Source organism: Pseudomonas sp. 58 R 12, from assembly GCF_900005865.1.
GTDB lineage: Bacteria > Pseudomonadota > Gammaproteobacteria > Pseudomonadales > Pseudomonadaceae > Aquipseudomonas > Aquipseudomonas tritici.
The window spans coordinates 309828-332135 of record NZ_CVTP01000028.1; the positions used below are offsets into that span (position 1 = coordinate 309828).

Sequence of the window (22308 nt, forward strand, 5' to 3'; positions counted from 1 at the left end):
GGCAAACGTTACGCCACGCGTCCTGGGAAAAACAGCTCAAAGCAGGTCACGCCGTCGTGGCTGCTCACGCTGTACCGCCCGGTGTGCAACTGCATGATGGTCGCCACAATCGACAAGCCCAACCCATTGGACTGCGCCGAGCGTTCCCGTGACTCATCCACCCGGTAAAACCGTTCGAACAGTCGCGGCAGATGTTCGGCCGCTATGGTTTCGCCCTGGTTGCTGACCCTCAGGTAAATGCCCTCGGCATCAGGAACCGCCTGAATCACCAACTCAGTCCCCGGCGCACCATATTTGATGGCATTGGCGCATAGGTTCGCCAGGGCCCTGCGCAACAACATTGGCTCAGCCCAGATCACCCCTTCACCTCTAGCCTGAATGCTGATGTCCACATCGCCCGCCAAGCCTTCAAAGTACTCGGCAATGCGTTCAACCTCATCCGTGGCACTGAGCTCCTGGCGTTGGCGCAGGGCGCTGGCCGGGTCGGTGCGGGCCAGGAACAGCATGTTGTCGAGCATCCGCGCCAGGCGTTCAAGTTCTTCGACATTGGACGCCAGCAGTTGCTGATAGCTTTCGATGCTGCGGTTCTGTTGCAGGGCGACTTGGGTTTCGCCCAGTAGGTTATTGATCGGCGTGCGCAGTTCGTGGGCCATGTCGGTGGACACCTGGCCCAGTTGCACAAAGCCCTTGGCCAGCCGCTCAAGCATGGTGTTGAACGAATCAATCATCGGCAGCAGTTCTTTCGGTGCGCCATGGCTGTCGAGGCGTTCGGCGAGGTTGCCGACACCAATGCCCTGGGCGTGCCGGGCCAGGCGGCGCAACGGTAAAAGCCCGCGATGAACAAGCAGGTAACCGACCACTGCCAGGAGGATTGCGGCAATACTCGCCAAGATATAAACGCTCAAGCGATAGCTGGCGAGCACCGCGGTGCGCTCGGTCATCAGGCGCCCGCTGGTGACTTGCAGGCTGCCCAGGTCGCCGGAGTCGATGGAGGCGGCGACGGTGGAGAAGGGCACGCCATTGACGCCAGGCAGATGGTGCACGTCGGCGAGTCCCAGCGCGTGATCCTTCGCGACGGGGGGCACGGACGGCAAATCGATATTACCCGGGTTCACCAGCAGCAGCGGTTTCTGTCCCGGCGCGGCGATGCTCAATACCGACTCGTGGTTACCCAGCATGTTCTGGAACAGTTCCGGCTTGGTCTTGATCAGGTCGAGCGTGTTGCTGTCGTTGAGCAAGTTACGCAGTTGATCGACACGGGAAATCAATGCGGCATCGTCGCGCATGATCAGTTCCCGTTCGAGCTCGCGGTACAGCGCCACGCCCAGGGTAGCCAGCAGGGCGAAGGCGAGCAGCGCGAAGATCAGCGCCAGGCGCAGGGTCAAGGAATAATGACTGCGCCAGCTCATGGCTGGGTATCGAAGCGGTAGCCGATGCCCCGCACACTGTGGATCAGCTTGAGCTGGAACGGGTCGTCGATTTTCAAGCGCAGGCGCCGCACGGCCACGTCGACTACGTTGGTGTCGCTGTCGAAGTTCATGTCCCACACGCGCGAGGCGATCAGCGAACGGGACAGCACCTGGTCCTGATGGGTCGCGAACAGGTGCAGCAGGGCGAACTCTTTGTTGGTCAGGGTGATGCGTGTGCCGGCGCGGGTGACGCGGCGCTTCAGTACGTCGATGTGCAGGTCGGCGATCTGTAGCTGCTCCTCTTCCCGGCTCGGGCCGCGGCGCGTCAGGGTACGCAAGCGTGCCACCAGTTCAGCGAAGGAAAACGGCTTGATCAGGTAATCATCGGCGCCCAGTTCCAGGCCTTTGATACGGTCGGCAATGTCGTCGCGGGCTGTAAGAAAAAGCACCGGTGTGTCGGCTTCCTTGCGCAGGCGGCGTAGCACTTCCCAGCCGTCCATTTTCGGCATCATCACATCCAGCACGATGACGTCGAACGGCGTCTCCAGGGCCTGGTGCAGGCCGTCCACGCCATCACGGGCAAGGCTGACGGAGTAACCCAATTCCTGAAGGCCATTGAGCAAGTAATTGCCGGCTTTGGGTTCGTCTTCGACTACAAGAATGTTCATGGGAAGTGCCTTGTCTCTATGCGTGGCGCAAGTGTAGCCCGATCAATTATCACTGGGGCAACCGATGGCCTGGACTTGGTAGTCCAACACGTGTTCACGGCCTTGGCTGTCCAGGTAGTTGAGTTGCGCCGGGACGATGCCGCATTGGCCGTAGGTGTCGGTGCTTGACAGTACTTTGGCCACATCCAGGTGCACGAAGAAGCCGGTTTTGTCGTGGATCACGGGTTCGGCGGCAAACACGGAACCGGTTGCGAGCAGAGCGGCAAAGCCGAGGATAAACAGTTTCATGACGGTATCTCTCTAAAAGGGTTGGCTGTCACGTCGTGGCAGTGGGTACACGGTAACCAGCCGTCCCGAACAGCCCACCAACAGGATGATGACAAGTTTGTAATGCGGGGCTCAGGGTTGGCGGCCGGAGGCCTCGAGGATCAGGTCGGTGATTTCCTTGGCGTGGGACACCAGTGACAAGTGGCTCGAAGGCAACTCGATGGTGGTGGCGTTCATACGTTTGGCAAGAAAGCGCTCAAGATCCGGGTTGATGGTCTGGTCATTCGTCGACACCGCGTACCAGGACGGCTTGGTGTGCCAGGCGGCATTGACGGTGCGACCGTTGAACAGGGTTTTAGTGATGGGTTGCTGCACGGCATACAGCTCAAGGGCCTTGGCGTGTGGCACATCGGCGGCGAAGTACTTGAGGAAGGCGTCCTGGCTCAGGGTGAGGTAACCGTCGTGGTCTTCGACACCGGACCGTACCGGCATGGTCGGGAACTTGGCCGAAAGTGCGACGAAGTCTTCATTGGCGTCCGGCGCGCGCGCGGCGACGTACACCAGCGAGCTGACCTTCGGGTTGACCCCGGCGTCGCTGACCACCGTGCCAGCGTAGGAATGACCGACCAGCACGGTAGGGCCGTCTTGTTGGTCCAGCACGCGGTTGGTGGCGGCGACGTCGTCGGCCACCGAGGTCAGCGGGTTCTGCACGGCGGTGACGTGCAAACCGGCGGCCTGAAGCCGGGTGATTACCTCGGACCAGCTCGAACCGTCAGCCCATGAGCCGTGTACCAGCACCACGTTATTGGCTTTGATCGGTGCGACCGTGCCGGCCATGGCGGTGCCAGTACCCAGCATCAGCAGGCTGGCGGCGATCAGGCAGAGTTTGCTTGCAGGTTTCATGGTGGGACCCTTTTCATCAGTAGGAAGTGGCGTCATCCGGCGTGGGTGACTGACGACTTCACTGTATGAAGTGAGGGTGCTGCCAACACTTACGGCTGCATTACAAACCTGTAATGCATTCGACGTCGGTTGCGTTTACAAGCGCCGAGGTGATCCGTAGATTGCATTGGGCCGATATTTGTTAAAACCGATGAGGAAACCAAGCAGTGTCCATCCGAGGTTCAGCTGTATTCAACCGCCGTTACCGTGCCTTTCTGTTTGATATGGATGGGACGTTGCTCAATTCCATTGCCGCTGCCGAACGGGTGTGGAGCATCTGGGCTGAACGCCATGGCCTGGATGTGGCAGCGTTTTTGAAGACCATTCACGGTGCTCGAGCGATCGATACCATCACACGCCAGGCATTGCCCGGCGTCGATCCTGAGGTGGAGGCGCAATGGATTACCGAGGCTGAAATCAATGATGTGGACGGTGTTGTTGCGATTCCCGGCGCGGTCACGTTTTTGAACAGCCTGCCGGGTGATCAGTGGGCGCTGGTCACCTCCGCACCCAGGGAACTGGCGTTGCGTCGGCTGCAAGCGGCAGGTATTGCGCCGCCGGCGGTGCTGGTGACGGCTGAAGATGTTGCCCTCGGCAAGCCGAACCCCGCGTGTTACGTGCTGGGCGCGCAACGCCTGGGTGTGCCGGTGAAGGATTGCCTGGTATTTGAAGACGCGACGGTAGGCATCCGGGCGGCAGAGGCAGCAGGGGCGGATGTGATGGTCGTGACGTCGACACATCACACGCCTATGGTCACCGAGCATCCTTCGATTGACGGGTATGAACCGTTGAAGGTGCAGTGCGACACGGACGGCTTGTTGTATGTGCAGAGCGGGGCGGCCTGATATAAAAAAAGCCGAGCCCGTTAACGGCCTCGGCCTTGTTCGGCATTGGCTTGATCGGGGGGCTGCATCCGATTATTCCTCATGCCTTGGCGTGACAGCACCATCTCCCGAAGAATTTCATTGGCCAGCCGCGCGATTGCCTCGGCGCCCCGATAATGGGCGCGCACGATCCCGGTAATTGCAAAGTGGTCGGTTTCCGGGCCGCTGAGCACTGCCGAAAGCGTTCCGTCCGCGTGCAGCGTGCAGGTCACCTGGTAGCTGGGCAGACGGGCTGCCAGTGCGGACTCGATTTGCGATTTACTCAGGGTGTCCATCTTGCTTCAGGCCCTTTTACTGATCATGCACGCCCAAGCATAGGTCGAGTTGTGGCGCTGTAAATACCGGCGATCTGATAGCAAGGAATGCGGTATCAGCGTGTCATTTGTCGGCACAACCGACGTTGCACGGCCCGCTGGATAGGTTTGAGGCAGAACAGGAACAGGTAGCCGCCGAGCAGCAGCGTCAGGTCCAGCCACGAATGGGGATCGGTGGAGCCAGTGCCTTCGATTGCGTACCTCAAGCCATAGGCCAGCCCGACGAAGACCAACCCTATCAATAGGGCGATCAACCAAGACCTGTAGGCAAATGGGTGTGTGGTCGTAGGCCTCATCGACGTGCTCCTGAATGCACACGAATGGCTGAGAGTCAGTCAGGAGATTCGGCCGTGAATGAAACAACAAGTTCCAAGCGTGAAGACAGTTTCATCTTTCCACGAAGATGAACACATTGGCGACGTCACTCACGCAATAAAGACAAAAGCAGTTCCAAGGAGTTTTCGCCAGCCGTTACAGTGAACGAAAGGGCTGGCTACTGGAGGCACTTCAAGGCGTCTGGTTTTTGTCCGGAGCCGTCAGGCCGGCCTGGATGCGCTGGTAGATCTCCTCGCGATGCACGGCAACATCCTTAGGGGCGTTGATGCCGATTCGTACTTGCTGGCCGCTGACGCCCAGGATGGTGATCGTGATGTCATCACCGATGTTTATGCTTTCACCAACTTTGCGGGTGAGTATAAGCATGGACTTCTCCTTGATTACTTTTAAGGACACATGTTTCAGACAGGGCAGGTGTCGGATGTGTGTAGCGTACTGCTTAGCGCTTCCCTGTGACTGCCTCTTTTTAGGACGCATAGAGGCGACATTAATTCCCATGGCGGCATCATACAGGTCTGCGATACATCATTCGCATTGTTTAAGCCAATGTTTATGACGGCCAGAATAGACAGTGAATGATAAAGTCGCCTCTTTATCTTTAAAGGAGCAGGGCAGTGCGTAAAGTAGCGATGGCAATTGCGGTGTTGGCATTGGCCGGTTGCGGTGAAGGCAAAAGCGTCGATGCGCCCAAGGCCAAGCCTGTCGTGACCGAAAGCCAGCCCCAGACCGGCGCGATTGCCGCCCAGGAATGGGACGTGCGGGTTGGCCCGCCGGACCACAAGTTGCAGGCGATCACCGACCTCACCGCCTGGTTGCTGGAACATGGTTTCAATTTTTATATCGTGAAGGTCGACGGCAAGGACGAAGTCCTGTTGGGGCCGTTCGCAACCAAGGCTGAGGCTGAGGCCAAGCAAACGTTGCTCAACGAGAAAATGGCCCGTGCCAAGAAAACCGATACTGTTTCAGAAATCATTGAACACAAGGCTGCGCAGTAACAACTTGGATGGGCGGGGTTTCCGCCCTTTTTCAACCGCAGGCTTTAAGGTTCACCGGGCCGACAAACTCATTGCCGCGTCCCATTACGCATGCCACGGTCTGGTTACGCTGACGTTCCCAGGCCTGTACCGGGTAGGTCTTGTTCCAGGCTTCGTATAACTGGCGATCCTGTTTCGACAGGCGCAAGCCGTATCGCTTGCTCATGTAGAAGTACGTGCGAGCGATCATTCCCCGAATAGAAGGGCGTGGCATCACCTTCTTTGCTTTGAAGTCCACCTGGGTCAAGCATGAGCCGTACTGCCCGCTTTGCACGGGCAGCCAGCCAAAACTGAAGTTATTACGGTCACCATTGACCTCGCCGATGCTCGGTACCAGGTTGTGCAGGTCGGCTTCGGCGCGTTTGAACACGTCATCATGGCGCGTGCAGTTCTTGCGCCCGCCGTCCTGCCAGCACTGGCGCTGATGCCCGATTTGCCAGGCCGGAACGATGTGCTCCCACTCGATCCGCGCGGCACGGTTGGCGTTCTTGCGTGGGATGTAGCCACAGGCTTTCAGGTCCACGCGGTTGCCGGTGTATTTGCAGCCGCAATAAAACTCGGTGGATTGTGGGGCGTACAGTTTCCACGCGACTTTCTTGGCTTCGCTGAAGGTTCGAGGCGCTTGGGCGTGGGCGGTAACGGCGAAAAACAGGCAACACACAGCGATAAAACGGACACTCATTGAATCAATCTTCCTTCGGCACAACCCAGAAAATCTGCACACCGCCATCGTCGCGATAGGCGAGGGTGACGTTGTCGTTCTCCGCGATTTCCTCCAGCAAGCGCGCCCACTCATCCTCCGGCTCTTCCGGCAAACGAAAAATCAAAGCCGCCTTGGCTTTCTGGGCGTTGGTCGAATTGATGATTTTTTGCACACGAATGGCCAGGCGTTCGTAGGCACCAGGTGGGGTTGGCACTGCAGGAGAGGACTTTGCCACGGAATATTCCTTAGTTTGCTGTACGCACATACAGTATTTAACTGTAGGCGATTTCGCAACTGCTTAAACTTCAAGAAGTCCGTCTGACAGCAGTTCAGGCAATTTGGTGTAGGGCGCAGGTATTTTTATCGAAGGGTTTTGCGAGGAGGCAGGGGCGGGCAAACCGACCCTGCCGAGGTATCACCGGGAATCAATACTCCCAGAACATCCGTTGCAGCTCTTTGCTGTCCTGAGTCTTGGTCAGGGCGACCATCGCCAGGATGCGCGCTTTCTGCGGGTTCAGGTCGAGTGCTGCGACCCAGTCGTACTTGTCGTCAGGCTGTTCGGCGTTACGCAAAACCATGCCGCCGGCATTGACGTGGGAAGAGCGAATGATCTGCACGCCTTGCTTGCGCAGCTCCACCAGTGCAGGTACGACTTTGGACGATACCGAGCCGTTGCCGGTACCGGCGTGGATGATGGCTTTGGCGCCCGCTTGAGCCAGGGCCTTGTAGGCGGTGTCGCTCACATTGCCATAGCCATAGGCGATCTCAACATCGGGCAGGCTCTTGATGTTTTTGATATCGAATTCCGAATCCATGGTGTGACGCTTGGCTGGCAAGCGGAACCAGTAGGATTTGCCTTCAACCACCATGCCCAGTGGACCCCATGGGCTCTTGAACGCTTCTGTCTTGATATTGATCATCTTGCTGACGTCGCGACCCGACTGGATCTCGTCGTTCATGGTTACCAGCACGCCTTTACCGCGTGCCTCTTTGCTGCTGGCCACGGCCACGGCGTTGTACAGGTTGAGCATGCCGTCTGCCGACATCGCGGTGCCTGGACGCATGGAGCCGACCACCACGATGGGCTTGTCGGTTTTTTCTACCAGGTTCAGGAAGTAAGCGGTTTCTTCCAAGGTGTCGGTACCGTGAGTGATCACGATGCCATCCACGTCCTTGCTGTCCGCCAGTTCGGCGACGCGACGACCCAGTTGCAGCAGGTTTTCGTTGTTGATGCTTTCGGACGCAATTTGCATTACTTGCTCGCCGCGTACATTGGCGATCTGGCTAAGCTCAGGAACACCGGCGATCAATTGCTCGATGCCGACCTTGGCGGCCTGGTAGGTGGCGCTGTTGGCGGCGGAGGCGCCAGCACCGGCAATCGTGCCGCCGGTGGCGAGGATCACCACGTTGGACAGTTTGGTCTTGGTTTCAACTTCCTTTGCCTGGACGGCAACGGGGAACAGCAGCAGGAGGGCCAACGCGCCCGGAACAAAAGTCTTCAGTACAGATTTCATTATTTTTCTCTCTGGTTTTTGATGAGTGCTGTAGCAGGTTCATCTAGAACACCCGGGCAGTTCTGAATGCCACGAGGTGGTTGAGTAGAGCAGGATCTGTACCAGGCCGATTGTGCGCGCGAACATAAAATAACTTATTGATTTATAACGATTTATATTATTTTTGTAGCCTGTTATGCCCAAGTGCGCGTCCGGCTTTCCGAACATCGGGCTGTATTGCGTTCGGTTGTCCGAAAAAAGTTGGCGGTCGGGCCTTTGAGTTGGTAGGCGTGGCGCGGCACGGCCTGTCGTTTTAGAGAACGGCCGGGGGAGAGCGATGTTTAATCACATCCTTTGTCAGGCGCGAGCGAGGTGCTGTATGGCTTGAATGAAAGGCTGCTTTCAACCGTTGACAAATCTCGACAAGGTTCTCATAGTTTGGATAACGCAAACGTTTGCGAGATGTTTCACGTAACACGCCTGAAGTGTCGTGACAGCTCGTATCAGCCACCCGGGTGGGAAGGCTGCCGAAGCACTCTTCGGTGCAAGCGTTGCTCACAATAATCATAAGATCGGAGTGAACCCATGAAGCTGCCATTCGCTGGACGTCTTCTTGCTGTCGCTGTGCTTGCTGCCGCATCCGCCGCTTTGCCTCTTTCCTCTGCATTTGCTGATGACGCCGCCGCCAAACCCAAGGTCGGCCTGGTGATGAAGTCCCTCGCCAACGAATTTTTCGTGACCATGCAAGATGGCGCCAAGGCCTATCAGAAAGATCACGCCGCCGAGTTCGACATGATCACCAACGGCATCAAGAACGAAACCGACACCAGCGCGCAGATCGACATCGTCAACCAGATGATCCTCGCCAAGGTCAACGCTATCGTCATCGCACCCGCCGACTCCAAGGCGTTGGTGACCGTGCTGAAGAAGGCTTCGGATGCCGGTATCAAGGTCGTCAACATCGACAACCGCCTGGACCCGGACGTGCTCAAAAGCAAAAACCTCAATATTCCATTCGTAGGCCCGGACAACCGCAAAGGTTCCAAGCTGGTGGGCGACTACCTGGCCAAGCAACTGGCCTCGGGTGACAAGGTCGGCATCATTGAAGGTGTACCGACCACCACCAACGCCCAGCAACGTACCGCGGGCTACAAGGACGCGATGGATGCTGCCGGCATGAAGATCGTCTCCACCCAATCCGGCAACTGGGAAATCGACCAGGGCCAGAAAGTGGCGTCCGCCATGCTGAGCGAGTACCCGGACCTCAAGGCCCTGTTGGCCGGTAACGACAACATGGCCCTGGGCGCTGTCTCCGCCGTACGTGCGGCAGGCAAGGCCGGCAAGGTGTTGGTCGTGGGTTACGACAATATCGAAGCCATCAAGCCGATGCTGCAGGACGGTCGTGTGCTGGCGACCGCTGACCAGGCCGCTGCTCAGCAAGCCGTGTTCGGTATCCAGAACGCGCTCAAGCTGGTCAAGGGTGAGAAAGTCGATTCCAAAGACGGCGTGATCGAAACCCCGGTCGAACTCGTCCTCAAGAAGTAATCCTGGCAGCACCCAACAGCGTCCGCTCGTCCTGAGCGGGCGCCTGGAGATTTTCCTATGTCATCTTCCGCCCCGAACGCTGTCCTCTCGGTCAGCGGTATCGGCAAGACCTATGCCCAACCGGTTCTGTCCGACATCACCCTGACGCTCAATCGCGGCGAAGTGCTGGCGCTGACCGGTGAAAACGGCGCAGGCAAAAGTACCTTGTCGAAGATCATCGGCGGGCTGGTCACACCCACCACCGGGCACATGCAGTTCAATGGCCAGGACTACCGTCCAGGCAGCCGCACCCAGGCCGAAGAGCTGGGCGTGCGCATGGTTATGCAGGAACTCAACCTGCTGCCCACGTTGACCGTGGCCGAAAATCTTTTTCTGGATAACCTGCCCAGCCAGTGTGGCTGGATCAGCCGCAAGCAACTGCGCAAGGCTGCGATTGAGGCCATGGCCCAGGTCGGCCTGGACGCCATCGACCCGGATACCTTGGTCGGCACCCTGGGCATTGGCCATCAGCAAATGGTCGAGATCGCCCGCAACCTGATCGGCGATTGCCACGTATTGATCCTCGACGAACCCACGGCGATGCTTACCGCCCGTGAAGTCGAGATGCTGTTTGAACAAATCACCCGTCTGCAGGCCCGGGGCGTGGCGATCATTTACATTTCACACCGGCTGGAAGAGCTGGCCCGTGTCGCCCAGCGCATCGCGGTATTGCGCGACGGCAAGCTGGTGTGTGTCGAGCCGATGGCCAACTACAACAGCGAGCAACTGGTCACCTTGATGGTCGGCCGTGAGTTGGGCGAACACATTGACCTGGGCCCACGCACCATAGGTGGCCCGGCCCTGACGGTAAAAGGCTTGACCCGCTCGGACAAAGTCCGCGACGTGTCCTTTGAAGTGCGCGCAGGTGAGATTTACGGCATCTCCGGCCTGATCGGCGCCGGTCGTACCGAATTGCTGCGTCTGATCTTCGGCGCCGACCTGGCCGACAGCGGCACTGTGGCACTCGGTTCGCCGGCTCAAGTGGTGAGCATCCGCTCGCCGGCGGACGCGGTGGGCCATGGCATTGCTTTGATCACCGAGGACCGCAAGGGCGAAGGCCTGCTGCTGACCCAGTCCATCAGCGCCAACATTGCCCTGGGCAACATGCCGGAAATTTCCGGTGGCGGCGTGGTCAACAGCCGCAACGAAACCGCACTGGCCAAGCGCCAGATCGATGCCATGCGCATTCGCAGTTCCAGCCCGGCGCAGTTGGTGTCCGAGTTGTCTGGCGGTAACCAGCAGAAAGTGGTGATTGGCCGCTGGCTGGAGCGCGATTGCTCGGTAATGCTGTTCGATGAGCCGACTCGCGGTATCGATGTCGGTGCCAAATTCGACATCTATGCCTTGCTCGGCGAATTGACCCGCCAGGGCAAAGCGCTGGTGGTGGTGTCCAGCGATCTGCGTGAACTCATGCTGATCTGTGATCGTATCGGTGTGTTGTCCGCCGGGCGTCTGATCGACACCTTCGAGCGTGACAGCTGGACTCAGGACGAATTGCTCGCCGCCGCCTTTGCCGGCTATCAAAAACGTGATGCGCTGCTCAACGACGCAGTGCTTAGGGATACCCCATGAAAACCACCACTTCACCCGGTAAAACCGGCGGCAACTTCTATGGTCTGGGCACTTACCTGGGCCTGGCGGGTGCTTTGCTGGCGATGATTGCGCTGTTTTCGGTGCTCAGCGACCACTTCCTGTCCTACGACACCTTCAGCACCCTGGCCAACCAGATTCCGGACCTGATGGTTCTGGCGGTGGGCATGACCTTCATCCTGATCATCGGCGGTATCGACCTGTCAGTGGGCTCGGTGCTGGCACTGGCGGCATCGGCCGTCAGCGTGGCAATTCTCAGTTGGGGCTGGAGTGTATTGCCGGCCGCTGTGCTGGGCATGGGCTGCGCGGCATTGGCCGGCACCATCACCGGCTCGATCACCGTGGCCTGGCGTATTCCTTCATTTATCGTATCCCTCGGCGTGTTGGAAATGGCCCGTGGTGTGGCGTACCAGATGACCGGATCGCGCACGGCTTACATCGGTGATTCGTTTGCCTGGCTGTCCAACCCGATTGCCTTTGGTATCTCGCCGTCGTTCATCATTGCCTTGCTGGTGATCATCGCCGCGCAGCTTGTACTGACGCGTACTGTGTTTGGTCGCTACCTGATCGGTATCGGCACCAACGAAGAAGCCGTACGCCTGGCCGGGATCAATCCCAAGCCCTACAAGATCCTGGTGTTCAGCCTTATGGGCCTGCTGGCCGGTGTGGCGGCGTTGTTCCAGATCTCGCGCCTTGAAGCGGCGGACCCGAACGCGGGTTCCGGCCTGGAGCTGCAAGTGATCGCTGCGGTAGTCATCGGTGGTACCAGCCTGATGGGTGGACGTGGTTCGGTGATCAGTACTTTTTTTGGTGTGTTGATTATTTCGGTATTGGCCGCTGGCCTGGCGCAGATCGGTGCCACGGAACCCACTAAGCGCATTATCACCGGTGCCGTGATCGTGATTGCCGTGGTTCTGGATACCTACCGCAGCCAGCGCGCCAGTCGACGAGGCTGAACCATGGCAACGATCAAGGATGTGGCCGCGCTTGCCGGTATTTCCTACACCACGGTGTCCCATGTGGTGAACAAGACTCGCCCGGTCAGCGAGCCGGTACGCATCAAGGTCGAGGCGGCCATCAAGCAGCTCGACTATGTGCCCAGCGCTGTCGCGCGTTCGCTCAAAGCCAAGACCACGGCCACCATCGGTTTGCTGGTGCCCAATAGCCTTAACCCCTATTTTGCGGAGCTGGCCCGGGGCATCGAGGATTACTGCGAGCGCAATGGCTATTGCGTGATCCTCTGTAACTCCGACGACAACGCTGAAAAGCAGCGCAGCTATCTGCGCGTGTTGCTGGAGAAGCGTATCGACGGCTTGATCGTGACGTCGGTGGGTGGCGACGACAGTGGCCTCGCCGCAGGCTTGAGCGCGGTGCGTACGCCCATGGTGATTGTTGACCGGGCGCTGGATGGCATTGACGTGGACTTGGTGCGTATCGATCACGAGGAGGGCGCCTACCTGGCGACCCGGCACTTGCTCGAGCTGGGCCATCGCGATATCGCCTGCATCGGCGGCCCGGCCCATACCCGCGTCGCGCAGATGCGTCTGGCGGGTTATCACCGCGCGTTGAGCGAGGCGGGCGTGGCGGTGGCGGCCAATCGCACCCAAGAAAGTGATTTCACCAGCACTGGCGGTTATGCCGCCGCCGTGCAATTACTGGCGCAAAATCCGCCCAGCGCCATTTTTGCCAGCAACGACATGATTGGTTTCGGCGTGTTGCGCGCAGCGGCGGAGCGTAATATCCGCGTGCCGGGCGAGCTGTCGGTAATCGGTTTCGATGACATTCAAATGGGCCGCTACGTCTATCCGGCGCTGACCACGGTGGGGCAATCGATCGTGCAACTGGGCGAAACAGCGGCCGAGCTTTTACTGCAAAGAATTGCAACACCCCAACTGCCGATCGATCAACGGATCGTGACGCCGAGCATCGTATTGCGTGAGTCGACGGCGCCCGTCGCCGGTACGTTCGCGCAATACCGCTGAACCGAATTGATGAGTACTGATGTATGCCAGCAAAAGTAGTGGTAGTGGGCAGTTTGAACATGGACCTGGTCACCCGCGCCAGCCGGTTGCCGCGTGCCGGTGAAACACTCATCGGCCAAACGTTTTCCACAGTGCCTGGCGGTAAGGGTGCGAACCAGGCTGTAGCGTCGGCGCGACTGGGCGCCGATGTTTCGATGATAGGTTGTGTCGGTACCGATGCCTATGGCGCCCAATTGCGTGACGCGCTGTTGGTGGAAGGCATCGACTGCCAGGCCGTCAGCAGCGTGGACGGCTCCAGTGGCGTGGCGTTGATCGTGGTGGATGACAGCAGCCAGAACGCGATTGTGATTGTCGCGGGCAGTAACGGCGAAATCACGCCGGCCTCGTTACAGGCGTTCGACGCGGTCCTGCAAGCGGCCGAAGTGATCATCTGCCAGCTGGAAGTGCCGATGGACACTGTGGGCTATACCCTCAAGCGCGGGCATGAATTGGGCAAGACGGTGATCCTCAACCCAGCTCCGGCCAGCGGCCCATTGCCGGCTGAGTGGTATGCCTCGATCGACTACCTGATCCCCAATGAAAGCGAAGCCACCGCTCTGAGCGGTGTGACGGTCGACTCCATTGAGAGTGCCAGGGTGGCGGCGACCCGGCTGATTCAGGCGGGCGCCGGCAAGGTCATCATTACGCTGGGCTCTCAGGGCGCGCTGTTTGCCGACGGCCAGGGCTTTGAGCATCTGCTGGCGCCGAAGGTCAAGGCGGTGGATACCACGGCGGCTGGCGATACCTTTGTCGGTGGTTTTGCCGCGGCGTTGGCCAGTGGCAAAAGCGAGGCCGAGGCGATTCGTTTTGGTCAGGTCGCGGCGGCGTTGTCGGTCACCCGCGCCGGTGCGCAACCCTCTATTCCAACGCTGCACGACGTACAAGGTTTTGTACCCTCATGAAAAAGACACCTCTGCTGAATATCGCACTGTCGCGTGTGATCGCCTCCCTGGGGCATGGCGACATCCTGGTGATTGGCGATGCCGGCCTGCCGGTGCCGCCGGGCGTCGAACTGATTGACCTGGCGTTGACCCAGGGCATCCCGGACTTCATCAGCACCTTGCGTATCGTGCTCAGCGAAATGCAGGTGGAAAGCCATGTGCTGGCCGAAGAAATCCTGCTCAAGCAGCCGCCGGCGCTGGCCGACCTCAATGCGCTCACAGAGCAGGCAGCCCTTGGTGAGCGGCGCCTGGCCAGCCATGAAGAATTCAAGCTGCTCAGCCGCAAGGCGCGCGCCGTGGTGCGCACCGGCGAATGCCAGCCTTACTGCAATATCGCGCTGGTGTCCGGCGTAACCTTCTAGAGTTCCCAACGACAAGGAGTGTTTTATGCAACGTGGTCTCCCAACCCTGAAAAATCTGTTCCGGAGTGTCCTGCTTTTGTCCGCACTCACAGCCGCCAGCGCCCACGCGGCGGAAAAAATCGACCTGATCATCGACACCGACCCAGGCGCCGATGATGTGGTGGCATTGCTCTTCGCCATGGCTTCGCCGGAGGAGCTGAACATTCGTGCGCTGACCACCGTCGCTGGTAACGTGCGCCTGGACAAGACCTCCCGCAACGCACGCCTGGCCCGCGAGTGGGCAGGGCGCGAGGAAATCCCGGTCTACGCCGGTGCGCCAGCGCCGCTGCTGCGTACGCCGATCTACGCTGAGAATATCCATGGCAAGGAAGGTATTTCCGGCGTCACCGTGCACGAGCCCAAAAAAGGCCTGGCTGACGGCAATGCCGTTGATTACCTGATCAAGACCCTGAGCACTGCCAAGCCTCACAGCATCACTATCGCCATGCTCGGCCCGCAGACCAACCTGGCGCTGGCACTGACCCAGGCGCCGGAAATCACCCAAGGCATCAAGGAAGTAGTGGTGATGGGCGGGGCGCACTTCAATGGCGGCAATATCACGCCGGTGGCGGAGTTCAACCTGTTCGCTGACCCGGTCGCGGCCGAGATTGTGCTCAAAAGTGGCGTCAAGCTGACCTACCTGCCGCTGGACGTGACTCACAAGGTACTGACCAGCGAGGCGCGCCTGAAAAAGATTGCCGACATCAATAACAACGCGAGCAAGGTTGTCGGCGACATTCTTAACGAGTACGTCAAGGGCGACATGGAGCACTACGGCATCCCAGGCGGCCCGGTGCATGACGCTACCGTCATTGCGTACCTGCTCAAGCCTTCGCTGTTCAGCGGTCGTCAGGCCAATGTGGTGGTGGACAGCCGAGAAGGCCCGACCTTCGGCCAGACCATCGTCGACTGGTACGACGGCCTGAAGCAGGAGAAGAACGTGTTCTGGGTTGAGAACGGTGATGCGCAGGGCTTTTTCGATCTGTTGACCGAGCGTCTCGCGCGTCTGAAGTAATGTGTTGACTGGTCGGCGTTCGGCGGCCGGTTCTTATTCACGTTCGGGGTTGTGTGCCCCCATGTGGTCGGCCGGGTATTTCTCGAATACCTGGCCGATGAACGCTTGCGCCGCTTGTGTGCCCAGTTCCTTGACCAGCAGGTCGATACCGATGATCGCCAATTCCTCCGGGCTGCCGGGGCTGTAGGAGCTCTGTCCCTGGGGCCACTTGGCTTTGATGTCGGCTTGGAGCGTTACGGTGGTCATGACTATCTCGCGGGGCTGAAAGTGCTGTGTAGTGCGCTAGAACGCGGTTCTTAGCGGGGCAGTTAACCATTTTACGTTGCGTTTGGCACTGATACTTAGGCATGAGGCGCCTCGGAATGAGGTCGGCGTTGTGCGACACTGTCGGCCTGTTTAATTGCCGGGGAACACCACGTGCAGATCGACCTGAACAACCCCGAGAACCTGACCCTGGCGAATGTGCGCCAACTGCTCGCCAGTGCCAGTGACGACGAGCATACCCAGTTGCGGGTGACCAAAGCCGGAATCGCTTTTATCTCTTCAGGCAGCGCTGTAGGCGGTGCGGATATCGACGGGCTGCTGTTTCGCCTGGAGACCTGGGCCAAAGGCTCCGGATACGTAGGCAATGTGGCCGCCAGCGACGAGGTCTGGGTGACGCAGATTTTCAACGCGTTAAAACAGAACTGGCCAGAGCCAGAATTCGCCTACATCGACATCTACTGATTTCATTCATATCTGGTCACGATTGACCGGGCGAATGCCTGTCGAGACTCAGGCAGACTTGCCTGGCGGCGGTTTACGTCTTGAAACCAATCCGCCCAATCGCTGTCGCACGATCTCTGTCCATTTTTTATCATAGGAGGCTTCATGCCTTGGAAGCTCGCATCATTCGGTACTTTGTTGGCAGCACTCGCGTTGGCGGGTTGCAGCACCCCGGGTGCCTCTGAGCCAGCCAAAGACGCCGCCGTGGCCGATGCCGGTCACAGCCGCTGTGAGTCGAAGGCCGCCGAATTCACCGTAGGCCAGAAAGCCTCGCCCCAGTTGCTGGAGCAGGCGCGTACCCGTGCCGGTGCGCAGAACGCACGAATCCTCAAGCCGAACGACATGATTACCCTGGAATACCGCTCCGACCGCTTGAACCTGAACACCGACGACAACCTGGTGATCACACGGGTCAATTGCGGCTAAGCCTCTCCTGGTTTTTGCAGCGCCCACAAAAAACCCCGTCACATGGACGGGGTTTTTTTAGCTCAGCGGAGAATTACTCGCCGCGAACTTGTGCTGCTTGCATACCCTTTTGGCCTTTCTCAGCCACGAAGGAAACGGTTTGGCCTTCTTTCAGGCTTTTGAAACCGTCGCTTTCGATAGCTTTGAAGTGTACGAACAGGTCGTCACCGCCACCTTGAGGAGTGATGAAGCCGAAGCCTTTTTCATCGTTGAACCATTTAACGGTGCCGGTTTGGCGATTAGACATGGTGTATCTCCAAGAAACATATATTTTCAGTAGTGCTGTGCTGCTCAGGCCAACTGGGCACACAGGGCTATCATAGTCGAAATGTTCGGCTTGGGAGCCCCCCCAAGGCATTGTTTGCTAATCAATAGCGTTACGTTTGATGCTCTGATCGGCTGAAAGCCCCGGTTTACGGGGCTTTAGCTCGAAATATCAGCTCGTAAAAAAAGCCGTAAAAGCTGCGTAATTTGTGAGAAACGGCAGTTTTCGGGCCGTTTTTCCGGCAAAACAGGCATGTGATCGGACGAAAATCTTACTTTTTCTTCACGACTTTGCAGGACGAAATAGCCGCGACTGCTTTGTTTTTGAGCTCCGGGCTGGCGTTCTGGTTGGTCATGAGTTCCTTGATCTCTGCAGTGCTCAATTCGGCGTTGATCTTGTCAGCGCCACATTCGCAATGGGCTTTGGCAGTTTTGGCATCCACGTTCTGGCTGGCAGCTGCGCTGCAATCGCTGACGAAGCTGTCGCGAGCACCGGCTGGCCAGTTCGACGGGGCAGCTGCCTGTGCGCCGAGGGAAAGGAGGGTCAGGGAAGCGGCGAGAGCGAGGGTAGAGGTGAAACGCATCATGAGGATGCTCCTTTGGGTCGAGGACGAACGGCGATTCTCAGTGGGTTTGAGGCATTGCGTACAGCTCAAGTTCACTTTTGCAGCTATAAAGGCTGGAATTTGTGTTTAGGCAAGATGGCGGCGGCGCGATGACCGTTCATCTGTGCTAGCATCCTCGTCCTGGCTATTTCCAGGCGCGCCATTTGCCGTCTTGCCATGTTCTTTTTAGCTCACTCCAGTCACTCTGGTCTGATTATCGGTTGGCCGAAAGGCTCCTGCCGCTGTAAGGCAGGCGTTCATTATTGAACGGCCTGGTGTTGGATCTTGTACTGGCTCATCCCAACCCACGTGACCTTTGGTAGGGGTCACCACTAGGAGAGGAGGCGCCATGCCAACTATTACTCTTCCCGATGGCAGTCAACGTTCTTTCGATCATTCGGTATCCGTAGCCGAGGTCGCCGCATCCATTGGTGCTGGCCTGGCCAAGGCCACTGTGGCCGGTAAAGTCGACGGCAAGCTGGTTGACGCCAGCGACCTGATCACCTCCGATGCCAGCCTGCAAATCATCACGCCCAAGGACCAAGAGGGGCTCGAGATCATTCGCCACTCTTGCGCTCACCTGATTGGCCATGCGGTCAAGCAGCTGTACCCCACCGCGAAAATGGTGATCGGCCCGGTCATTGACGAAGGTTTCTATTACGACATCGCCTACGAGCGTCCTTTTACGCCGGACGACCTGGCGGCCATCGAGCAGCGTATGCACGCGCTGATCGAAAAAGATTACGACGTGATCAAGAAGGTCACGCCGCGCGCCGAAGTGATCGACGTGTTCACCGCCCGTGGCGAGGACTACAAGCTGCGTCTGGTGGAAGACATGCCGGACGAGCAGGCCATGGGCCTGTACTACCACGAAGAATATGTCGACATGTGCCGCGGCCCGCACGTGCCGAACACGCGCTTCCTCAAGTCGTTCAAGCTGACCAAGCTGTCCGGCGCCTACTGGCGCGGCGACGCGAAGAACGAGCAACTGCAGCGGATCTACGGCACCGCTTGGGCTGACAAGAAGCAGCTGGCTGCCTACATTCAGCGCATCGAGGAAGCCGAAAAACGTGACCACCGTAAGATTGGCAAGCGCCTGAACCTGTTCCACCTCCAGGAAGAAGCGCCGGGGATGGTGTTCTGGCACCCGAACGGCTGGACCCTGTACCAAGTGCTTGAGCAGTACATGCGCAAGGTGCAGCGCGAGAACGGCTACCTGGAGATCAAGACGCCTCAGGTTGTTGACCGTAGCCTGTGGGAGAAATCCGGGCACTGGGCCAACTATGCCGACAATATGTTCACCACCCAGTCGGAAAACCGCGACTACGCCATCAAGCCAATGAACTGCCCATGCCACGTGCAGGTGTTCAACCAGGGCCTGAAGAGCTACCGCGAGTTGCCAATGCGCCTGGCCGAGTTCGGTGCCTGCCACCGTAACGAGCCATCGGGTGCGCTGCACGGCATCATGCGCGTGCGCGGCTTCACTCAGGACGATGCCCACATCTTCTGCACCGAAGAGCAGATGCAGGCTGAATCCGCTGCTTTCATCAAGCTGACCATGGACGTTTACCGCGATTTCGGCTTCACCGAAGTCGAAATGAAGCTGTCCACTCGTCCGGAAAAACGCGTTGGCTCCGACGAACTATGGGATCGCGCCGAAGCTGCACTGGCCGCAGCGCTCGACAGCGCGGGCCTTGCGTACGATCTGCAGCCGGGTGAGGGGGCGTTCTACGGTCCGAAGATCGAGTTCTCACTGAAAGATTGCCTTGGCCGCGTCTGGCAGTGTGGTACCCTGCAGCTCGATTTTAACCTGCCGATCCGTCTGGGAGCCGAATATGTCTCCGAAGACAACAGCCGTAAACACCCGGTTATGCTGCACCGGGCGATCCTCGGCTCGTTCGAGCGGTTCGTCGGGATCCTGATCGAGCACTACGAGGGTGCATTCCCCGCGTGGTTGGCTCCGACCCAGGCAGTGATCATGAATATCACTGATAAACAGGCAGATTTTGCCGCTGAAGTTGAAAAAACTCTCAACGAAAGCGGATTTCGTGCCAAGTCCGACTTGAGAAATGAAAAGATCGGCTTTAAAATCCGCGAGCATACTTTGCTCAAGGTTCCCTATCTTTTGGTTATTGGAGATCGGGAAGTCGAGATGCAGACTGTCGCTGTGCGTACTCGTGAAGGTGCTGACCTGGGCTCGATGCCCGTCGCCCAGTTCGCTGAGTTCCTCGCGCAAGCGGTTTCCCGGCGTGGTCGCCCAGATTCGGAGTAATTATTATTAAGCGTGAAATGAGACAAGATAAACGAGCTGCACCGAAAGCCCCGATCAACGAGAATATCTCGGCACGCGAGGTTCGGTTAATTGGCGCTGATGGCGAGCAGATTGGCATCGTCTCGATTGATGAAGCGCTTCGTATTGCAGAAGAGTCCAAGCTGGACCTGGTGGAAATTTCCGCCGATGCAATCCCACCTGTTTGTCGGGTGATGGACTACGGCAAATCTATCTTCGAAAAGAAGAAGCAGGTTGCCGCAGCGAAGAAGAACCAGAAGCAGATTCAAGTAAAAGAAATCAAGTTTCGTCCAGGGACGGAGGAAGGGGATTACCAGGTAAAACTGCGCAACCTGGTACGTTTCCTGAGTGATGGGGACAGGGCCAAGGTATCCTTGCGATTCCGCGGCCGTGAGATGGCCCACCAGGAGCTGGGGATGGAACTCCTCAAGCGGGTTGAAGCTGACCTGCTCGAGTACGGTTCGGTCGAACAGCATCCTAAGATGGAAGGACGCCAACTGATCATGGTCATCGCCCCGAAAAAGAAGAAGTAATCAACAGGGCACGGCAGGCCTTCTGATTATGTTTATCAACTGAATGCGGAGTATCCGAACATGCCAAAGATGAAGACTAAAAGTGGTGCTGCTAAGCGGTTTCTGAAAACTGCTAACGGTATTAAGCACAAGCACGCTTTCAAGAGCCACATCCTGACCAAAATGTCGACCAAGCGTAAGCGTCAACTGCGCGGTAGCAGCTTGCTGCATCCGTCTGACGTGGCAAAAGTCGAGCGCATGCTGCGCCTTCGTTAATTTTTGGATCAAGATAGAGGAAGTAACTCATGGCTCGTGTAAAGCGTGGCGTCATTGCCCGTAAACGTCACAAAAAAATTCTGAAACTCGCTAAAGGTTACTACGGCGCGCGTTCACGCGTATTCCGTGTTGCCAAGCAAGCGGTAATCAAGGCAGGCCAATACGCCTACCGTGACCGTCGTCAGAAAAAACGTCAGTTCCGCGCTCTGTGGATCGCTCGTATCAACGCTGGTGCACGTGTTAACGGTCTGTCCTACAGCCGTTTCATCGCTGGCCTGAAAAAAGCGTCCATCGAAATCGACCGTAAGGTTCTGGCTGAACTGGCCGTGAACGAAAAAGCGGTGTTTGCTGCGATTGTCGAGAAAGCTAAAGCCACCTTGGCTTAAGTACCCCCGACAGTCACCCTGGGTTGCTCCTGCAGCCCTAGGTGGTAAACGTCATAAATAGGGGAAGAGCCTTCAAGCTCTTCCCCTATTTTGTATCTGGAGTCTGTACATGGAAAACCTGGACGCGCTCGTCGCTCAAGCTCTCGAGGCTGTGCAAAGCGCTGAACATATCAATGCCCTGGAGCAAATCCGGGTTCACTACCTTGGCAAAAAGGGTGAATTGACTCAGGTGATGAAGACCCTGGGGAATTTGCCGGCAGAAGAGCGTCCGCAAGTCGGTGCGCTGATCAACGTCGCCAAGGAGCGTGTCACAGAGGTTCTCAATGCGCGCAAGGCGTCGCTCGAGGAGGCCGATCTTGCGGCCAAGCTCGCGGCCGAGTCCATTGACGTAACCCTGCCTGGCCGTGGCCAGACCTCGGGCGGTCTGCACCCGATCACCCGGACTCTGGAACGTATCGAGCAGTTCTTCACCCACATCGGCTACGGCATCGCCGAAGGCCCTGAGGTCGAAGACGACTATCACAACTTCGAGGCGCTCAACATCCCAGGTCATCACCCGGCCCGGTCGATGCACGACACCTTCTATTTCAACGCGAACATGCTGTTGCGCACCCATACCTCGCCGGTACAGGTCCGCACCATGGAAGCGAACAAGCCGCCGATCCGCATTGTCTGCCCAGGCCGTGTGTACCGCAGCGACTCGGATATCACCCACTCGCCGATGTTCCACCAGGTCGAAGGCCTGCTGGTTGATCGCGACATCAACTTCGCCGACCTCAAAGGCACCATCGAAGAATTCCTCCGCGTGTTCTTCGAGAAGGAGTTGGCGGTGCGTTTCCGTCCATCGTTTTTCCCGTTCACCGAGCCGTCCGCTGAAGTCGACATGGAATGCGTAATGTGCAGCGGTAAAGGCTGCCGCGTCTGCAAGCAGACTGGCTGGCTGGAAGTGATGGGCTGCGGCATGGTTCACCCCAACGTGCTGCGCATGTCCGGCATCGATCCGGAAGAGTTCTCGGGCTTTGCCTTCGGCATGGGCGTTGAGCGTCTGGCCATGCTGCGTTACGGCGTGAACGACTTGCGTCTGTTCTTCGACAACGACTTGCGGTTCCTCGCGCAATTTCGCTAGTCGTAACGAATCTTTAG

General features: G+C 58.1%; 29 protein-coding genes. 16 read left to right on the forward strand and 13 right to left on the reverse strand.

Annotated elements, in window-relative coordinates; translation table 11 throughout:
• Positions 1-8: 8 nt before the first annotated feature.
• From BFP95_RS25745 to BFP95_RS25760, 4 genes are all read right to left on the reverse strand, one after another.
• Complete coding sequence (locus BFP95_RS25745; RefSeq protein WP_065910891.1) at positions 9-1409, reverse strand: heavy metal sensor histidine kinase; 1401 nt, start codon at positions 1407-1409, stop codon at positions 9-11.
• Entirely contained in the window at positions 1406-2077 is a 672-nt protein-coding gene (locus BFP95_RS25750; RefSeq protein ID WP_049712399.1) for a heavy metal response regulator transcription factor, read from the reverse strand. The genes BFP95_RS25745 and BFP95_RS25750 overlap by 4 nt, the downstream gene beginning before the upstream one ends.
• 42 nt (positions 2078-2119) lie before the next feature.
• Entirely contained in the window at positions 2120-2365 is a 246-nt protein-coding gene (locus tag BFP95_RS25755) for a DUF2790 domain-containing protein (protein ID WP_049712400.1), read from the reverse strand.
• A 111-nt stretch (positions 2366-2476) separates the two neighbouring features.
• Positions 2477-3247, reverse strand: a complete 771-nt coding sequence (locus BFP95_RS25760; RefSeq protein ID WP_065874089.1) for an alpha/beta fold hydrolase — start codon at positions 3245-3247, stop codon at positions 2477-2479.
• Between the two features lie 206 nt (positions 3248-3453).
• Here BFP95_RS25760 and BFP95_RS25765 point away from each other — a divergent pair, with 206 nt between their 5' ends.
• Entirely contained in the window at positions 3454-4131 is a 678-nt protein-coding gene (locus tag BFP95_RS25765) for an HAD family hydrolase (protein ID WP_065874088.1), read from the forward strand.
• A gap of 20 nt (positions 4132-4151) precedes the next feature.
• Here BFP95_RS25765 and BFP95_RS25770 read toward each other — a convergent pair whose 3' ends face one another.
• The 3 genes from BFP95_RS25770 to csrA form a co-directional block, all read right to left on the reverse strand.
• Entirely contained in the window at positions 4152-4445 is a 294-nt protein-coding gene (locus tag BFP95_RS25770) for a hypothetical protein (RefSeq protein ID WP_065874086.1), read from the reverse strand.
• Between the two features lie 95 nt (positions 4446-4540).
• Entirely contained in the window at positions 4541-4780 is a 240-nt protein-coding gene (locus BFP95_RS25775; RefSeq protein WP_065874085.1) for a hypothetical protein, read from the reverse strand.
• A 211-nt stretch (positions 4781-4991) separates the two neighbouring features.
• Entirely contained in the window at positions 4992-5186 is a 195-nt protein-coding gene (gene csrA / locus BFP95_RS25780) for a carbon storage regulator CsrA (RefSeq protein ID WP_003192511.1), read from the reverse strand.
• A gap of 263 nt (positions 5187-5449) precedes the next feature.
• Between csrA and BFP95_RS25785 the strand changes: the two genes are divergently transcribed.
• Positions 5450-5815, forward strand: a complete 366-nt coding sequence (locus tag BFP95_RS25785; protein WP_065874083.1) for an SPOR domain-containing protein — start codon at positions 5450-5452, stop codon at positions 5813-5815.
• 31 nt (positions 5816-5846) lie between these two features.
• Here BFP95_RS25785 and BFP95_RS25790 read toward each other — a convergent pair whose 3' ends face one another.
• From BFP95_RS25790 to BFP95_RS25800, 3 genes are all read right to left on the reverse strand, one after another.
• Positions 5847-6536 carry an endonuclease gene (locus BFP95_RS25790; protein WP_065874081.1) on the reverse strand — a complete coding sequence of 230 codons (690 nt, stop codon included), beginning with the start codon at positions 6534-6536 and terminating at the stop codon, positions 5847-5849.
• A gap of 4 nt (positions 6537-6540) precedes the next feature.
• Positions 6541-6792, reverse strand: coding sequence for a DUF1654 domain-containing protein (locus BFP95_RS25795; RefSeq protein ID WP_082224448.1), 252 nt, complete (start codon positions 6790-6792; stop codon positions 6541-6543).
• A gap of 190 nt (positions 6793-6982) precedes the next feature.
• The gene (locus tag BFP95_RS25800; protein ID WP_065880891.1) at positions 6983-8071 is read right to left on the reverse strand and encodes an asparaginase; all 1089 of its coding nucleotides are present in this window, start codon (positions 8069-8071) and stop codon (positions 6983-6985) included.
• A 564-nt stretch (positions 8072-8635) separates the two neighbouring features.
• Between BFP95_RS25800 and BFP95_RS25805 the strand changes: the two genes are divergently transcribed.
• From BFP95_RS25805 to BFP95_RS25835, 7 genes are read left to right on the forward strand one after another with little or no spacing between them, the layout of a single operon-like run.
• Entirely contained in the window at positions 8636-9595 is a 960-nt protein-coding gene (locus BFP95_RS25805; RefSeq protein WP_065874076.1) for a sugar ABC transporter substrate-binding protein, read from the forward strand.
• 57 nt (positions 9596-9652) lie between these two features.
• Positions 9653-11206: a sugar ABC transporter ATP-binding protein gene (locus BFP95_RS25810; RefSeq protein WP_065880892.1), complete on the forward strand. Its 1554-nt coding sequence runs from the start codon at positions 9653-9655 to the stop codon at positions 11204-11206.
• Entirely contained in the window at positions 11203-12180 is a 978-nt protein-coding gene (locus BFP95_RS25815; protein ID WP_015884943.1) for an ABC transporter permease, read from the forward strand. Before BFP95_RS25810 ends, BFP95_RS25815 begins: the two co-directional genes overlap by 4 nt.
• Positions 12181-12183: 3 nt before the next feature.
• Positions 12184-13206 (forward strand): LacI family DNA-binding transcriptional regulator, encoded by a 1023-nt coding sequence (locus tag BFP95_RS25820; RefSeq protein ID WP_065874073.1) that lies wholly within the window; start codon positions 12184-12186, stop codon positions 13204-13206.
• A 23-nt stretch (positions 13207-13229) separates the two neighbouring features.
• Positions 13230-14147: a ribokinase gene (gene rbsK / locus BFP95_RS25825; RefSeq protein WP_065910892.1), complete on the forward strand. Its 918-nt coding sequence runs from the start codon at positions 13230-13232 to the stop codon at positions 14145-14147.
• A complete protein-coding gene (rbsD, locus tag BFP95_RS25830) occupies positions 14144-14548 on the forward strand; it encodes a D-ribose pyranase (RefSeq protein ID WP_065874070.1) in 405 nt (134 codons plus the stop codon). The genes rbsK and rbsD overlap by 4 nt, the downstream gene beginning before the upstream one ends.
• Positions 14549-14573: 25 nt before the next feature.
• A complete protein-coding gene (locus BFP95_RS25835) occupies positions 14574-15602 on the forward strand; it encodes a nucleoside hydrolase (RefSeq protein WP_049712414.1) in 1029 nt (342 codons plus the stop codon).
• Between the two features lie 33 nt (positions 15603-15635).
• Here BFP95_RS25835 and BFP95_RS25840 read toward each other — a convergent pair whose 3' ends face one another.
• A complete protein-coding gene (locus BFP95_RS25840) occupies positions 15636-15848 on the reverse strand; it encodes a hypothetical protein (protein ID WP_032886978.1) in 213 nt (70 codons plus the stop codon).
• A 171-nt stretch (positions 15849-16019) separates the two neighbouring features.
• Between BFP95_RS25840 and BFP95_RS25845 the strand changes: the two genes are divergently transcribed.
• Both BFP95_RS25845 and BFP95_RS25850 read left to right on the forward strand, forming a co-directional pair.
• Positions 16020-16328 carry a hypothetical protein gene (locus BFP95_RS25845; protein ID WP_065874069.1) on the forward strand — a complete coding sequence of 103 codons (309 nt, stop codon included), beginning with the start codon at positions 16020-16022 and terminating at the stop codon, positions 16326-16328.
• Positions 16329-16472: 144 nt separating this feature from the next.
• The gene (locus BFP95_RS25850; protein ID WP_065874067.1) at positions 16473-16793 is read left to right on the forward strand and encodes an I78 family peptidase inhibitor; all 321 of its coding nucleotides are present in this window, start codon (positions 16473-16475) and stop codon (positions 16791-16793) included.
• Between the two features lie 73 nt (positions 16794-16866).
• Here the strand turns inward: BFP95_RS25850 and BFP95_RS25855 are convergent, their stop codons facing one another.
• Both BFP95_RS25855 and BFP95_RS25860 read right to left on the reverse strand, forming a co-directional pair.
• The gene (locus tag BFP95_RS25855) at positions 16867-17079 is read right to left on the reverse strand and encodes a cold-shock protein (protein WP_003234260.1); all 213 of its coding nucleotides are present in this window, start codon (positions 17077-17079) and stop codon (positions 16867-16869) included.
• A 289-nt stretch (positions 17080-17368) separates the two neighbouring features.
• Positions 17369-17683, reverse strand: coding sequence for a hypothetical protein (locus BFP95_RS25860; RefSeq protein WP_015884935.1), 315 nt, complete (start codon positions 17681-17683; stop codon positions 17369-17371).
• A gap of 367 nt (positions 17684-18050) precedes the next feature.
• On the opposite strand from BFP95_RS25860, the gene thrS reads away from it, so the two are divergent.
• The 5 genes from thrS (at position 18051) to pheS (ending at position 22291) form a co-directional block, all read left to right on the forward strand.
• Positions 18051-19973, forward strand: coding sequence for a threonine--tRNA ligase (gene thrS / locus BFP95_RS25865; RefSeq protein WP_024076468.1), 1923 nt, complete (start codon positions 18051-18053; stop codon positions 19971-19973).
• Positions 19973-20524, forward strand: coding sequence for a translation initiation factor IF-3 (infC, locus tag BFP95_RS25870; protein ID WP_015884933.1), 552 nt, complete (start codon positions 19973-19975; stop codon positions 20522-20524). Before thrS ends, infC begins: the two co-directional genes overlap by 1 nt.
• A 60-nt stretch (positions 20525-20584) precedes the next feature.
• Positions 20585-20779 (forward strand): 50S ribosomal protein L35, encoded by a 195-nt coding sequence (rpmI, locus tag BFP95_RS25875; protein WP_002553160.1) that lies wholly within the window; start codon positions 20585-20587, stop codon positions 20777-20779.
• Between the two features lie 29 nt (positions 20780-20808).
• Positions 20809-21165: a 50S ribosomal protein L20 gene (gene rplT, locus BFP95_RS25880; protein WP_003174975.1), complete on the forward strand. Its 357-nt coding sequence runs from the start codon at positions 20809-20811 to the stop codon at positions 21163-21165.
• Between the two features lie 109 nt (positions 21166-21274).
• A complete protein-coding gene (gene pheS / locus BFP95_RS25885) occupies positions 21275-22291 on the forward strand; it encodes a phenylalanine--tRNA ligase subunit alpha (protein ID WP_065910893.1) in 1017 nt (338 codons plus the stop codon).
• Positions 22292-22308 lie beyond the last annotated feature (17 nt).